At 63.2% G+C, this 13,623-nt stretch carries 16 protein-coding genes; 9 read left to right on the top strand and 7 right to left on the bottom strand.

Going from position 1 to position 13,623, the window contains the following annotated elements; translation table 11 throughout:
• Positions 1 to 7: 7 nt before the first annotated feature.
• Positions 8 to 628, bottom strand: coding sequence for a DUF3558 domain-containing protein (locus BKG76_RS23605; RefSeq protein WP_070940175.1), 621 nt, complete (start codon positions 626 to 628; stop codon positions 8 to 10).
• 119 nt (positions 629 to 747) lie between these two features.
• Here BKG76_RS23605 and BKG76_RS23600 point away from each other — a divergent pair, with 119 nt between their 5' ends.
• The 4 genes from BKG76_RS23600 to truB are packed head-to-tail and all read left to right on the top strand — an operon-like array spanning position 748 to position 3,763.
• A complete protein-coding gene (locus BKG76_RS23600) occupies positions 748 to 1,224 on the top strand; it encodes a carboxymuconolactone decarboxylase family protein (RefSeq protein WP_070940174.1) in 477 nt (158 codons plus the stop codon).
• Between the two features lie 13 nt (positions 1,225 to 1,237).
• Entirely contained in the window at positions 1,238 to 2,191 is a 954-nt protein-coding gene (locus BKG76_RS23595; RefSeq protein ID WP_070940173.1) for a metallophosphoesterase family protein, read from the top strand.
• A gap of 37 nt (positions 2,192 to 2,228) precedes the next feature.
• The gene (gene pptT / locus BKG76_RS23590; protein WP_070940265.1) at positions 2,229 to 2,870 is read left to right on the top strand and encodes a 4'-phosphopantetheinyl transferase PptT; all 642 of its coding nucleotides are present in this window, start codon (positions 2,229 to 2,231) and stop codon (positions 2,868 to 2,870) included.
• Positions 2,867 to 3,763 carry a tRNA pseudouridine(55) synthase TruB gene (truB, locus tag BKG76_RS23585; protein WP_083338217.1) on the top strand — a complete coding sequence of 299 codons (897 nt, stop codon included), beginning with the start codon at positions 2,867 to 2,869 and terminating at the stop codon, positions 3,761 to 3,763. Before pptT ends, truB begins: the two co-directional genes overlap by 4 nt.
• A gap of 3 nt (positions 3,764 to 3,766) precedes the next feature.
• Here the strand turns inward: truB and BKG76_RS23580 are convergent, their stop codons facing one another.
• The 6 genes from BKG76_RS23580 to BKG76_RS23555 all read right to left on the bottom strand — a co-directional run bounded on the left by BKG76_RS23580 (position 3,767) and on the right by BKG76_RS23555 (position 7,828).
• Entirely contained in the window at positions 3,767 to 4,507 is a 741-nt protein-coding gene (locus BKG76_RS23580; protein ID WP_070940172.1) for a hypothetical protein, read from the bottom strand.
• The gene (locus BKG76_RS23575; protein ID WP_070940171.1) at positions 4,504 to 5,796 is read right to left on the bottom strand and encodes a polymorphic toxin type 37 domain-containing protein; all 1,293 of its coding nucleotides are present in this window, start codon (positions 5,794 to 5,796) and stop codon (positions 4,504 to 4,506) included. The genes BKG76_RS23580 and BKG76_RS23575 overlap by 4 nt, the downstream gene beginning before the upstream one ends.
• A gap of 1 nt (position 5,797) precedes the next feature.
• Entirely contained in the window at positions 5,798 to 6,109 is a 312-nt protein-coding gene (locus BKG76_RS23570) for a WXG100 family type VII secretion target (RefSeq protein ID WP_070940170.1), read from the bottom strand.
• Positions 6,110 to 6,113: 4 nt separating this feature from the next.
• Entirely contained in the window at positions 6,114 to 6,431 is a 318-nt protein-coding gene (locus BKG76_RS23565) for a WXG100 family type VII secretion target (protein WP_070940169.1), read from the bottom strand.
• Between the two features lie 106 nt (positions 6,432 to 6,537).
• Entirely contained in the window at positions 6,538 to 7,104 is a 567-nt protein-coding gene (locus BKG76_RS23560) for a DUF4262 domain-containing protein (RefSeq protein ID WP_070940168.1), read from the bottom strand.
• A 1-nt stretch (position 7,105) separates the two neighbouring features.
• Entirely contained in the window at positions 7,106 to 7,828 is a 723-nt protein-coding gene (locus BKG76_RS23555; protein ID WP_070940167.1) for a metal-dependent transcriptional regulator, read from the bottom strand.
• Positions 7,829 to 7,905: 77 nt separating this feature from the next.
• Between BKG76_RS23555 and BKG76_RS23550 the strand changes: the two genes are divergently transcribed.
• The 5 genes from BKG76_RS23550 to BKG76_RS23530 all read left to right on the top strand — a co-directional run bounded on the left by BKG76_RS23550 (position 7,906) and on the right by BKG76_RS23530 (position 13,597).
• A complete protein-coding gene (locus tag BKG76_RS23550) occupies positions 7,906 to 8,868 on the top strand; it encodes a bifunctional riboflavin kinase/FAD synthetase (protein WP_070940166.1) in 963 nt (320 codons plus the stop codon).
• A 92-nt stretch (positions 8,869 to 8,960) separates the two neighbouring features.
• The gene (rpsO, locus tag BKG76_RS23545) at positions 8,961 to 9,230 is read left to right on the top strand and encodes a 30S ribosomal protein S15 (RefSeq protein ID WP_005057119.1); all 270 of its coding nucleotides are present in this window, start codon (positions 8,961 to 8,963) and stop codon (positions 9,228 to 9,230) included.
• A 17-nt stretch (positions 9,231 to 9,247) separates the two neighbouring features.
• Positions 9,248 to 9,754: an LppU family putative lipoprotein gene (lppU, locus tag BKG76_RS23540; protein WP_109420994.1), complete on the top strand. Its 507-nt coding sequence runs from the start codon at positions 9,248 to 9,250 to the stop codon at positions 9,752 to 9,754.
• A gap of 287 nt (positions 9,755 to 10,041) precedes the next feature.
• A complete protein-coding gene (locus BKG76_RS23535) occupies positions 10,042 to 12,300 on the top strand; it encodes a polyribonucleotide nucleotidyltransferase (protein WP_070940164.1) in 2,259 nt (752 codons plus the stop codon).
• Entirely contained in the window at positions 12,284 to 13,597 is a 1,314-nt protein-coding gene (locus BKG76_RS23530) for a M16 family metallopeptidase (protein WP_083338216.1), read from the top strand. Before BKG76_RS23535 ends, BKG76_RS23530 begins: the two co-directional genes overlap by 17 nt.
• The last annotated feature ends 26 nt before the right edge of the window (positions 13,598 to 13,623 follow it).

Here is a 13,623-nt window from a genome sequence, read left to right as displayed (position 1 = left end):
GGCGGTCTCAGAACTTGTAGGCGGGCGCGAGAATATTTGCGATCCGGCGGTTTTCCACGAGACAGCCGGGGCCGTCGGGGGAGTACTTCTGCGAGGCGTAGTACAGCGACTGCTGGACCACGCCGTAACTCGTCTTGAAGGTGATCATGCAGGACACCCACCACTGGTTATTCCAGTCGGTCGGTTTCATGATGTTGTATTCGGCCGCGCGATGACCCTGGATGGTGGTCTCCACGCCATCGGCCGGTAGGGAGTCTTCATAGGTGCGCCACACGATTGCCTCGACGGCCAACTGGTAGTTGTTGCGCGAGTCGTAACGGCAGCGCAACCCTTCCTCGGGAGCGGGCGGGGTCTGATCGAGGCCTGCTGCGGCGATGACCGAGCCGGGGATGTCGTAGCAGGGATCGAACGGGCGCGGGTCGGTGACGGGGACGACCGGCCATTTGATGGTGGTGGTGGCGCCCGTGACCGCGGGGCCGGTCATGGGCGCGGTGGAGAACCGGAGTTGAACCGGCGCGCTGGCGGCGTGCTCTGTGGGGGCGGTGCGCCAGACGACAAGAGCGCTGAGTGCCAGTGCCATCAGGGCGACGCAGAATCCAGCTCGGACAAGGCCTGCCCGTTGGGCCATGCGAATTCACCTCAATCTGGTCTGCCGCGGTGCGCCGAAGTCTAACCGTGCGCGTCCTCGTCTCATACGGAACGTCGAAAACACTAGAACACGTTCTAGTTCAGGAGTACCGTGACACCATGGCACGAATTGGCAATTATGCGGACGATGATGTGGCCGGCTGGCTGATGGGCGCGCCCGAGATGGCGCCCGGCTTCGCCGGATTCTCCGACGCGGTATACAACCGCAGTCGGCTTCCACTCGGGGTGCGTGAGCTCGCCCGTATGGCCGTGGCCTTCGCGAATGAATGCTCGGTCTGTCAGAACACCCGTTTCGTTCAGAGCGGTGAGCTCGACGCAGACTTCTATGCCGACGCCGAACAGTGGCGCACTTCGCCGCGATACAGCGAGGCAGAGCGGACGGCCGCCGAGTTCGCGCACCGCTTCGCCACCGATCACGTCGGGTTGCGCGAGGACGACGAGTTCTGGGAGCGGGCCCGCGCACACTTCGATGACGGGTTGCTGACTGATCTGGCGTTGTCCTGTGCGTTCTGGGTGGGAAGTGGACGCGCGCTGCGAGTTCTCGACGTGGGGCAGAGCTGCAAGATAAACCTGTAGGTACATTGGCCGGATGACGCAGGAACGGGAGCCCAGACTTTGGGCCATCAGTGACCTGCATGTGGGGCAGTCGGCCAACAAGTCCGTTCTCGAGGAACTGCATCCGGCCTCACCCGAGGATTGGTTGATCGTCGCCGGTGATGTCGCCGAGCGCACTGATGACATCCGGGCGGCACTGGATCTGTTGCGGCGCAGGTTCGCCAAGGTGATCTGGGTGCCGGGTAACCACGAGCTGTGGACGACGGCGCGCGACCCGATGCAGATATTTGGACAGTCCCGGTACGACTATCTGGTCAACATGTGCGACGAGATGGGCGTGATTACCCCCGAGCATCCGTATCCGGTGTGGGTGGAGCAGGGTGGTCCGGCGACCATCGTGCCGATGTTTGTGTTGTACGACTACACATTTCTGCCGGAGGGGGCCAATAGCAAGGCCGAGGGGCTGAAGATCGCCCGCGATCGCAACGTGGTGGCGACCGATGAATTCTTACTCTCCAGTGAACCTTTCGCGACGCGCGATGCCTGGTGCCGAGACCGGCTGCGGTACACCCGTAAGCGGCTGGAAGATCTGGACTGGATGACGCCGACGGTCCTGGTGAACCATTTTCCGTTGGTGCGCGATCCCTGCGATGCGTTGTTCTACCCCGAGTTCTCGCTGTGGTGCGGAACCACGGAGACTGCGGACTGGCACACCCGCTACAACGCGGTCTGCTCGGTATACGGCCATCTGCATATCCCGCGAACCACCTGGTATGACGACGTTCGGTTCGAAGAGGTATCGGTGGGCTACCCGAGGGAATGGGCTCAGCGCAAACCGTATTCGTGGCTTCGGCAGATCTTGCCCGCCCCGCACTATCCGCCCGGCTACCTCAACGAGTTCGGTGGTCACTTTGAGATCACCGAACAGATGAGGGTGGCGGCCAAGCGATTCCGTGAACGGCTTGCCAAGGAGCGTGCCAGTGACTGATGAGCGTCTCGCGCGAAGAGGCGACAAGACCGATGAGTTGATCGCCTCGGTGGTTCCCGACGTGTTGTCGTCGGCCGAGCTGTACGAGGATCCTCCCGGCCTGGTGCCGCTGCCTGAAGAGGAACCACTGATCGCCAAGTCGGTGGCCAAGCGGCGCAACGAGTTCATCACGGTGCGGTACTGCGCCCGGCAGGCGCTATCTGTTCTTGGTGTCCCCGAAGGGCCGATCCTCAAGGGAGACAAGGGACAGCCGCTATGGCCCAATGGGGTGGTGGGCAGCATGACGCACACCGAAGGATTCCGCGGCGCCGTCGTCGGGCGGGCCGGGGAGGTTCGTTCGGTCGGGATCGACGCCGAGCCGCACGACGTGCTGCCCAACGGTGTACTCAAGTCGATCACCCTGCCCGTCGAGCGTGACGAGCTGGCGGCGTTGCCCGAAGGCACACACTGGGACCGGTTGCTGTTCTGTGCGAAGGAGACGACGTACAAGGCGTGGTTCCCGCTGACCACTCGCTGGCTCGGTTTTGAGGACGCTCACATCACCCTCGACCCCGACGGGACATTCACCTCGCGAATCCTGATCGACGGCAAGGCCAATGATGGCAGCGTGCTGTCGAGCTTCGATGGGCGATGGATCATCGACAAGGGTCTGATCCTGACCGCGATCGTGGTGCCGTGACCGATCCCTTGAGCCGTGCGGGCCTGGTGATTGTGGACAAGCCCGCCGGGATGACGAGCCATGACGTGGTATCTCGTTGCCGGAGAATATTTTCCACCCGCAAGGTGGGACATGCCGGAACCCTTGATCCGATGGCCACGGGTGTGCTGGTTATCGGTATTGAGCGCGCTACCAAGATCATGGGACTGCTGACGTTGACCACCAAGTCGTACGCGGCGACCATCCGTTTCGGCCAGAGCACCACCACCGATGATGCCGAAGGCGAGGTACTGCAAACAGTTTCGGCTTCCCGGGTGACTGACGACGATATCGAGGCGGCCGTGGCGGCGTTGCGCGGGGATATCGAGCAGGTGCCGTCCTCGGTGAGCGCGATCAAGGTGGACGGTCAGCGCGCGTACAAGCTGGCAAGGGAGGGACAGTCGGTTGAGTTGGCCGCGCGTCCCGTGAGCATCTCGCGTTTCGACGTGTTGGCCGTGCGCCGGCCGGCCGACGGTTTTGTCGATGTGGACGTGGAAGTCGACTGCTCCTCAGGGACCTACATTCGTGCGCTGGCCCGGGATGCCGGGGCCGCGCTGGGCGTCGGTGGGCATCTGACGGCATTGCGGCGCACCAGGGTTGGCGATTTCGGATTGGATCGGGCGCGCACGCTCGATGAGTTGGCCGACGACGCGACACTCTCGCTGGACCTGGACACGGCATGCCGAGACGGATTTCCCCGCCGCGATCTGGATGCGGCGGAGGTCGACTCGGTGCGCAACGGGCGGCCGTTGTCAGCGGCGGGCATCGAGGGGACCTATGCGGCGGTGGATGCCGAGAACCGGGTCATCGCACTCTTGGCGGACAAGGGATCTCGTACGACGTCGGTGGTTGTGCTGCGGCCGGCGAATCTGTAACGACTATCCGAAAACTGCTGTGTGCCACCACCATTTGGGATCGCTGAACCACGAGCCGAAGTTGCCCGACTTCAGAACTCGTAGTTCGGTCATGTCGATGTTGTATCGCTCGTACAGTGCGGGAAACTCGGACAACTCTGATTCGTCGCCGATGTTGACGTTCACACTGATGTAGAGAGTGTCGCCTCGGCCCCGATAGGAGTCGACTTGGGGGTTCTTATCCAGCCATTCGAAGAACGCGGCTTCATCGAGTTCGGAGTAGTAACGCACACCCGTAGCTTTGAGGACAGCATTGCCCTCCTTCATAAACTCGGCTACTTCGACTGGCGGCCACATGTTTGCATGAGTACCCGCGTCTCCTACCGCCCACTCGTGGTCGGCATTGTCCGAAAGCGCATGTTTCTCACCCAGGTGCGGCCCGTCCTTCGCGGTTGAGTCTGTGCCGAATACTTCGTTGTGCCACCAACGGTCGGGGCTGCTGAACCAATAGCCAAGCCGCCCTGTGTTTAGAACACGCAGCTCTCTCGGATCGATGCGATACCGACGGTATAGCGCCGCAAGCTCGTGTAGTGCGTCTTCGTCCAAGGTGTCGACGATTACCTTGATGTACAACGTGAATCGCTGCCCTTGGTAGGAGTCGACACTGGGGATCTTGTTAAGCCATTCGAAGAACGCGGCTTCGTCGAGAGACATCTGATACTGAACGCCTGTGGCTTCGAGCACCACATCGTTGACGTCATTCATCGTGTATGTCCTCCTGGGTAGGCATCTTTGATCTTTTTGCCGTTCTTGTCGATCACGTCCCAGTGGGGACCGCCGTGTGCATCTCCAGGGCGAGCTGGCGAGCCCGGTCCAGTAGGTACCCAAACGTTCCCATCGGCGTCCTCCCATCCGAAGCGATTCTTGCCCCTGGCGCTGGGGTTTGGCACCCACCTGTCTCCGGCTTTGGGTGGCACGAAGCCTTCCGCTGTGCCCGGCTGGCCAGGTGCCTTTGCGCCGGTCTTGTCGAACGCGTCACCAGGTGGTTTGTAGTTCGAGTAGACGACCGTTTCCCCGGTAATCGTCGCGATCGACAATCCGATGATCGCGCTGAGCCCGGCAGCGGTGACCGATCCGGCACTAAAGGTGATGCCGCTCAACGTCGCAAGGAATGGACGGATGCACGCCGCGAGCGCAGACGCGCATGCGTCCACCGCTGTGGCCGCGATCTCCCCACCTCCCGCGACGGCTCGCCCGCGAGTGATGACGGCGATGGCGGCGATGGCGGCTATTCCCACTCCGAGGGTGCTGGCCACCGCGAACTGCATATCCGAGCGCAGCTGACTAAGCGCCGCATAGTGGGCGGTTGTCGAGGTGGCGAGATCGCTTGCGGCCAGCTTGATTCTGCCCGCGCTTGTCGAGAGCGTGGTGAGATGGTCGCTGAGGTTAGGGATGTCGGGGGCGTGAAAATTGCTCAATGCGCTAGCCGCGAGCCTCAGATCGGATTCGCCCCGTGAGATCGCGTCATTATCGGCAAAGGTCTTCCACGCCTTGGCGGCACTGTCGAGCTTGTCCGTATCACCGTCCGGGATCTCGCCGCCCGCGACCTGGGCAACGACCTTCTTGTACAGGTCGGGCACATCCGACTCAAGACCCGGGCCGTTGTGTTTTGACGATGCCACACCGACGACAACATCTGCCCCATAAGGCAATTCGGACGGGATCGTCCGAGGGCAGGCTGGGCCCGTTCCCTTGTTGGGATCGCGGTTCGCTCTCCAGTCGGCGATGGCCCAGTTGTAGCCCGCCGCAGTCAGGATGTCGCCCAGGCGTTGCAGCGCTCGTGCGTATTCGGTGGTCGCCGTTGTGAGGGCCGCGGCACGCTCGTCATAGCCCGAAGACCATGCTTTGACGGCCTGATAGCCGCCGGCCATACCGCTGGTCTCCAAGGTGAGCACACGTGAAAGAGGTTTGAACGCGGCCTGGACATCCGTCGACAGCTTGTAGCAGGTATTCGCGGCCGCGTAGTACGCCGCTGATTCGACGACAACGGGCACGTCAACCCCTCGTCATTCGAAGGTTGGCTTCCTGTGCCTCCGAGTAGGCGCCATGAGCGGTTCGCGCGGCCTCTTCCATCTGATTCAGACCCTCGACGAGCTCACGTGCTGCCGCTATCCACTCTTTGTGCGCCTCGGTGTAGGCGGCGGCAGCGGCACCGGTCCACTGCCCGCTTTGCACCAGTTTCTGCACGCGCGAATCCAGTTGATCGAGATTCTCGGTGACAAACTCCTTGAAACCCCGAGCACGTGAAGTGACTTGTTCGATGTGGTCGAGATCGAAGGAGAACTCCGATTCCACATGGGCGGCCATTGCGTCACCCTGCCTGTGTGGAGTTGATGGTCGACGCTGTTGAAGTCTCCTGAGCCTGGAAGGCGGCAGCGTTGGAGTCCAGCGTGGAGGCGATGTTGGTGAGTGCGTCCCACACTTTCGTTGCACCGTCTTGCATTTCGTCCCATCCGGACCGATACGCATCGGCGGCGCTGCCCTTCCACACACCGAACAGCGCCTGAACCTCGCGATCCAGCGAGGTAGACCCCGCCCTCATTTGGTCCGCGAGGCCGGAAACAAACTTGCCGAGCGCGTTGACTTCGTCGATCACCACCTGCAAAGGCGCATCACCGGCTGACGTCATAACCTCGCCCTTTCCTAGGTTTGATGCGGTCTTGTATAGGTCCGACGTGCCTAGTGGAGATTCGGTTCCATCTTTTTCGGGGATGTCCGAATACAGAAACCCAGCTTCAGTCGCGGATCCACCGGCTGGGCGGATGCAGTTCGCGCGGCATCCACATCAGCGGTTGTCGATCGGCGAAATGCGGGTCGAACTCAGGATTTCCCGGAAAGCGTCCCGCGCCATCGGGCCACAGGATCTGCAGGTACCGCACGTGGTTGGTGCGGTTGAACCACAGTCCGAACCCGAATTCGTTGTCGTACCAACTCGGATCGATGGGAGAGAGTTTGACGCGGTAGTCGTCCACCTCGGGCAGTGCGAGCACATCAGCGAAGGTTTCGCCGACCTGCAGGACCCGCCCCTCCTGTGTCTGCTTGGCCACCGTGTTGAGGGCGCGCTGCATCATCGAGATGTCGTTGACCCCGTAGATCGCCAGTTCGGGTAGCCGCATGGTGTGCCACATCCCTACGGTGTAGGCGAACGGCGGGCTTTCGTCAGACGATGTCGGCCCGATTCCCAGCGCGCTCCAACCGTATTCGGTGACGCTGCCGATGATGTCCCGATCGCTCTCGTTGTACTGATGGCGATCGCCGTAGTCGACGCACAGAAGGCACTCACACGCCGCGTGGTCGGTCATCTCAGTCGAGTACGACCCAAATCGATTGTGCTGCTGGGTTTCCCAGCTCCAGCTTCTTCTCGCCGCCGGCCGGGTGGTCGCCCTCGATGGACACCGAGATGGTTCCGGCGAAGTCGCGTCGCTCGTCGACCGTGACGCGCGCATCCAATGCCACGCCCACGGTGTCGAAGTAACGCAGCATCTCGGGATCGGAATCGGAGATTCGCGCCACCACGCCGGTATCGCCGTTGGAGCAGTCCGACAGCTGGCGTGCCGGGGGAGTGGGCACCTGTCCGTCGGGGCCCGGTATCGGGTCTCCGTGCGGATCACGTCGGGGGTGGCCGAGCTTTGCGTCGATCTTGGCCAACAGCAGATCCGAGACCGCATGTTCGAGCACCTCGGCCTCGTCATGTACCTCGTCCCAGCCGTAGCCGAGCTCGTTGACCAGATAGGTCTCCAGGAGCCGGTGCCGGCGGACCATCAATACCGCCGCCTTGCGGCCCTGGTCTGTCAACGTCACCGCGCCGTACTTCTCGTGGTCCACCAGGCCCTGGTCGGCCAGCTTGCGAATCGATTCGGATGCGGTGCTCGCGGACACGCCCATGCGCTCGGCCAACATTTTGGTGCTGACCTTCTCGTGCGACCACTCCTGCGCGGTCCAGATCACCTTGAGGTAGTCCTGGGCGACCGTCGTCAGATCGGTATCAGTGGATCCGGCAGACCGGTCGGATCGAGTGGGGCTCACGAAGGTCAGCCTAGTCAGGGAGCGACGAACGAACGCCAAGTCGGCCTTCTCGCGCCTTCCGAAGTAGGCTTTAGGCCGTGCAACGGTGGCGCGGGCAAGACGAAATCCCGTCCGACTGGGGTCGGTGCGTGCTGACGATCGGTGTGTTCGACGGTGTACACCGTGGTCACGCCGAACTCATCGGACGCGCCGTGAAGGCGGCACGTGAGCTCAATCTCAAGAGCGTCGTGATGACGTTCGACCCCCACCCGATGGAAGTGGTGTTCCCCGGAACCCACCCGGCCCAGCTCACGACCCTGACCCGGCGTGCGGAGCTGGCCGAAGAACTGGGCGTCGACGTCTTCCTGGTGGTGCCGTTCACTCCCGAATTCATGAAGCTCTCACCCGAGCGCTATGTACATGAGCTACTGGTTGAGCGGCTGCACGTCGCCGAGGTAGTGGTCGGGGAGAACTTCACCTTCGGCAAGAAGGCAGCCGGGAACGTCCACATGCTCAAGAAGGCCGGCGAGCGCTTCGGCTTCAAGGTTGACGCCGTCACCCTTGTCACCGAACATGCCGTGACGTTTTCCTCGACATACATCAGGTCCTGCGTCGACGCCGGCGACATGGTCGCGGCCACCGAGGCCCTCGGCCGTCCGCACCGGGTCGAAGGCGTCGTCGTGCGCGGCGACGGTCGCGGCCGGGAACTGGGTTTTCCGACCGCCAATGTGGCACCCCCGATGTTCTCGGCCATCCCCGCCGACGGCGTGTACGCAGCCTGGTTCACGCTGCTCGGGCACGGTCCGACCATGGGTACCGTCGTTCCGGGCGAGCGCTATCAGGCGGCTGTCTCGGTGGGTAGTAACCCGACCTTCTCGGGCAAGGCCCGCACCGTCGAGGCCTTCATCATGGACACCGCCGCGGACCTGTACGGACAGCATGTGGCGGTCGATTTCGTGGCACGGGTTCGCAGCATGGAGAAGTTCGATTCGGTCGACGATCTGATCGTGGCGATGGGCAAGGACGCCGAGAAGGCCCGCACCATTTTGGCGCGAAACTAAAGCACCGCTACACTTTGTCGCTGGTGGTGCTGCAGTTCGCGGTGGCCCGCTACAGATGTTCGACGCGAACCCCACTGATGGAGATGCCTGCCGTGTCATTGACTACCGAGCAGAAGAAAGAAATCCTCGCCCAGTACGGGCTGCACGAGACCGACACCGGTTCCCCCGAGGCGCAGGTCGCGATGTTGACCAAGCGCATTGTCGATCTGACCGAGCACCTCAAGACCCACAAGCACGACCACCACAGCCGTCGTGGTCTGCTGCTGCTGGTCGGCCGTCGTCGCCGCCTGCTCAAGTACGTCGCCAAGGTTGACGTCGCGCGCTACCGCTCGCTGATCGAGCGCCTGGGTCTGCGCCGCTGATTTTGGTTCCTCCTCGATTGGGCCGCCCTGAAAACTCAGCGGCGGCATCCATCGCCCTCCTTGTCGTCGGGGTGGCGCTGTTGTCGGCGTGTTCGGCAGCGGCGGCCACCGACGGCTTGGCTGTTGGCGATTGCGTCAGCCTCAGCGGGAGTGACCAGCGGGCCAAGGTCGTCAAGGAACCGTGCGGAAGTCCCAAGTCGAATTTCAAGGTCTTCGCCAAAGCTGCGACGGATACCGACTGCCCGCGTGACGCCGACTCTTCGTACTACGCCAAGCGCGGATTCGGTCGTAAGAGCCAGGCATTGTGCCTGGACATCGACTGGGTGGTGGGCAGCTGCATGGACGTCCCGGACAAGTGGGACGGCGATCCGGTACGCGTCGACTGCAACGACCGCAACGCCCACAGCAAGAAACGTGTCACCCAGGTTCTGCAGGAAGTCTCGACCGCCGACGACTGCATCACCGGACTTGGCTATCCCTACGTGGACCGCAACTTCACCGTATGTGTGGAGGAACTGCCCTGATCACACTGCGTGGTCGCAAACGCCGCAGGTGGTAGGGTGTGTGCGTTGTCATGCTGGTCCCGCCGGGTAACGGGCGGTCTTCGGTAGTGGCTGCCGGGTTCGGTGCTTGTGCTCATCGCGCAAGCACTCATTCGATCCCCGGCCGCTTCGATCGAACGGCCGTGGCCGATCACCTTCCGGGTCCACTTCGCGCTGGTACGTCCGCGCGCTGACCGCGTGATGGCACGCATGCCCAATACAGCCAATGTGCTGCTAACTGAGAACGTATGAGAGGTATTCCAGAAACCATGTCTGCTACAGAAATTGAAGAGGGCGTCTTCGAGTCCACCGCGGTTCTCGACAACGGAAGCTTCGGCACCCGCACCATCCGGTTCGAGACTGGACGATTGGCTCAGCAGGCCGCCGGCTCTGTCGTCGCCTACCTGGACGACGAGACCATGCTGCTGTCGGCGACCACCGCGAGTAAGACCCCCAAGGACCATTTCGACTTCTTCCCCCTGACGATCGACGTCGAGGAGCGGATGTACGCCGCTGGGCGCATCCCCGGCTCGTTCTTCCGTCGTGAGGGACGTCCCTCCACCGACGCCATCCTGACCTGCCGTCTGATCGACCGGCCGCTGCGTCCGTCCTTCGTTTCCGGATTGCGCAACGAGATCCAGGTCGTGGTGACGGTGCTGAGCCTGAACCCGCAGGACCTCTACGACGTGCTGGCCATCAACGCCGCCTCGGCCTCCACCCAGATTTCCGGGCTGCCGTTCTCGGGCCCGGTCGGTGGCGTGCGGGTCGCGCTGATCGATGGCCAGTGGGTGGCATTCCCCACCATCGAGCAGCTGGAGAACGCCGTGTTCGACATGGTGGTGGCCGGCCGCAAGGTCGGCGACGACGTCGCGATCATGATGGTCGAGGCCGAGGCCACCGATAACGTCATCGCGCTCGTGGAGGGCGGCGCCGGCGCACCGACCGAAGCCGTGGTCGCCGAGGGGCTCGAGGCCGCCAAGCCGTTCATCGCCACTCTGTGCACCGCGCAGGAGGAGCTGGCAGCCAGTGCCGCCAAGCCCACCGGTGAGTTCCCGCTGTTCCCCGACTACCAGGACGACGTGTACGCCGCGGTTCAAGCTGTTGCCGCCGCGCCCCTTTCCGAAGCACTGTCCATCGCCGGCAAGACCGAGCGCGATGAGAAGACCGACGAGGTCAAGGTCGACGTTCTCGGACGTTTGCAGGAAGGCTTCGACGGCCGCGAGAAGGAAATCGGCGCCGCATTCCGCTCGCTCACCAAGAAGCTTGTGCGCCAGCGCATCCTGAAGGACCAGTTCCGCATCGACGGCCGCGGTGTCACCGACATCCGCGCCCTGTCGGCCGAGGTTGCCGTGATACCGCGGGCCCACGGCAGCGCGCTATTCGAGCGTGGCGAGACCCAGATCATGGGCGTCACCACCCTGGACATGGTGAAGATGGCTCAGCAGATCGACTCGCTGGGGCCGGAGAAGTCGAAGCGCTACATGCACCACTACAACTTCCCGCCGTTCTCCACCGGTGAGACCGGCCGCGTCGGCTCACCCAAGCGTCGCGAGATCGGACACGGCGCACTCGCCGAGCGCGCCCTCATGCCGGTGTTGCCGAGCGTCGAAGAATTCCCGTACGCCATCCGTCAGGTCTCGGAGGCGCTGAGCTCCAACGGCTCCACCTCGATGGGTTCGGTGTGTGCCTCCACCCTGTCGCTGCTGAATGCCGGTGTGCCGCTCAAGGCCCCGGTCGCCGGCATCGCCATGGGCCTGGTGTCCGATGACATCGAGCTCGCCGACGGCACCACCGAGCGCCGCTTCGTTGCGCTCACCGACATCCTGGGCGCCGAAGATGCCTTCGGCGACATGGACTTCAAGGTCGCCGGCACCAAGGACTTCGTCACCGCCCTGCAGCTCGACACCAAGCTTGACGGCATCCCCTCGCAGGTGCTGGCCGCCGCACTGGCACAGGCCAAGGATGCTCGTGGCACCATCCTCGAGGTGATGGCCGAGGCCATCGACGCACCCGACGAGATGAGCCCGCACGCACCTCGCGTCACCGCGATCAAGGTGCCGGTCGACAAGATCGGCGAGGTCATCGGGCCCAAGGGCAAGATGATCAACTCGATCACCGAGCAGACCGGCGCCAGCATCTCCATCGAGGACGACGGCACCGTGTTCGTCGGCGCCACCGATGGACTGTCAGCGCAGGCGGCGATCGACATGATCAACGCGATCGCCAACCCGCAGCTGCCCAAGATCGGCGAGCGTTTCCTCGGAACCGTGGTCAAGACCACCGATTTCGGTGCGTTCGTATCGCTGCTCCCGGGACGCGACGGACTGGTGCACATCAGCAAGCTCGGCAAGGGCAAGCGGATCAACAAGGTCGAGGACGTGGTCAAGGTCGGCGACAAGATCCAGGTCGAGATCGCCGATATCGACAACCGCGGCAAGATCTCGCTGGTCCCGGTCGCTGATGACGATGCTGCCGAGGCTTCCAACGGCGCGGCCGAGGCCCAGCCGGTAGATGCCGTCGCCGAATAGCGTTCCGAGCGCGGTACGCCGCACGGTTCTTCCAGGTGGGCTCCGAGTAGTCACCGAGGCAATGCCCTCGGTGCGCTCGGCGTCTGTCGGGGTGTGGGTGGACGTTGGGTCCCGCGATGAGGGGCGCAGCGTCGCTGGTGCGGCGCACTTCCTCGAGCATCTGCTGTTCAAATCCACGCCCACGCGGTCGGCGGCCGATATCGCACAGTCGATCGACGCTGTTGGCGGTGAGCTGAACGCTTTCACCGCGCGCGAGCAGACCTGCTATTACGCACACGTGCTGGATTCCGATCTGGAGCTGGCCATCGACCTGGTGGCCGATGTGGTGCTACGCGGGCGATGCGCGAGTGACGATGTCGAGATCGAACGCGATGTCGTGCTCGAAGAAATCGCGATGCGCGACGACGATCCGGAGGATCTGCTGGGGGAGGCCTTTCTCGGCGCCCTGTACGGAGACCATCCGATCGGCCGCAGTGTGCTGGGTAGCTCGGAGTCGATATCGGCGATGACGCGCGCACAGCTGCATTCGTTCCATGTGCGCCGGTACCGGCCTGAACGCATGGTGCTGGCCGTTGCCGGCAACATCGAGCACGATCGCGTAGTTCGGTTGGCGCGCAAGTACTTCAAGTCGCATCTGGACCCGTCGGCGCTGACCGTCGCGCCGCGCAAGGGCAACGGTCGGGTCACGGCCAAGCCCGGGCTGGAATTGGTGTCGCGCGACGGTGAACAGGTACACCTGTCGCTTGGTGTGCGTACCCCCGGGCGAGGCTGGAAGTACCGCTGGGCGCTGTCGGTGCTCAACAGTGCGCTCGGTGGTGGGCTCAGTTCCCGTCTGTTCCAAGAGATTCGCGAGCAGCGTGGGCTGGTGTACGCGGTGTACTCGACGGTGGATACCTTCTCCGATACGGGGGCCTTGTCGGTGTACGCGGGCTGTTCACCGGAGCGCTTCGACGAGGTTGCCAAGGTGACCTCGCAGGTACTGGGATCGGTGGTCGAGGATGGGTTCACCGTGGCGGAGATCGATCGGGCCAAGGGTGCACTGTCTGGTGGACTTGTTCTGGGGCTTGAGGATTCGGCATCGCGGATGAACCGGATGGGCCGCAGCGAGCTGAACAACGGCAAGCACCGCACGATTTCCGCGACCCTGGACAAGATCGACGCCGTGACGACCGACGAGGTCAATGCCATCGCCCGTCAGCTGCTCGGCAGACCTGTCGGGGCGGCGGTTGTCGGACCGTACCGATCCAAGCGGACGTTGCCGCGCACATTGCGGACGATGATTGAATCAGCAAGCTAGGTGACGGTCGGGGAGATATCCTCTCA

Source organism: Mycobacteroides franklinii, from assembly GCF_001853795.1.
GTDB lineage: Bacteria > Actinomycetota > Actinomycetes > Mycobacteriales > Mycobacteriaceae > Mycobacterium > Mycobacterium franklinii.
This window is presented reverse-complemented; position numbering and strand designations above follow the sequence as displayed.

What these genes read in the sequence shown, in the direction of transcription:
- BKG76_RS23605 (WP_070940175.1), bottom strand. Translation starts at nt 628, where the DNA reads ATGGCCCAACGGGCAGGCCTTGTCCGAGCTGGATTCTGCGTCGCCCTG.
- BKG76_RS23600 (WP_070940174.1), top strand. Translation starts at nt 748, where the DNA reads ATGGCACGAATTGGCAATTATGCGGACGATGATGTGGCCGGCTGGCTG.
- BKG76_RS23595 (WP_070940173.1), top strand. Translation starts at nt 1,238, where the DNA reads ATGACGCAGGAACGGGAGCCCAGACTTTGGGCCATCAGTGACCTGCAT.
- BKG76_RS23580 (WP_070940172.1), bottom strand. Translation starts at nt 4,507, where the DNA reads ATGAATGACGTCAACGATGTGGTGCTCGAAGCCACAGGCGTTCAGTAT.
- BKG76_RS23570 (WP_070940170.1), bottom strand. Translation starts at nt 6,109, where the DNA reads ATGGCCGCCCATGTGGAATCGGAGTTCTCCTTCGATCTCGACCACATC.
- BKG76_RS23565 (WP_070940169.1), bottom strand. Translation starts at nt 6,431, where the DNA reads ATGACGTCAGCCGGTGATGCGCCTTTGCAGGTGGTGATCGACGAAGTC.
- BKG76_RS23560 (WP_070940168.1), bottom strand. Translation starts at nt 7,104, where the DNA reads ATGACCGACCACGCGGCGTGTGAGTGCCTTCTGTGCGTCGACTACGGC.
- BKG76_RS23535 (WP_070940164.1), top strand. Translation starts at nt 10,042, where the DNA reads ATGTCTGCTACAGAAATTGAAGAGGGCGTCTTCGAGTCCACCGCGGTT.
- BKG76_RS23530 (WP_083338216.1), top strand. Translation starts at nt 12,284, where the DNA reads ATGCCGTCGCCGAATAGCGTTCCGAGCGCGGTACGCCGCACGGTTCTT.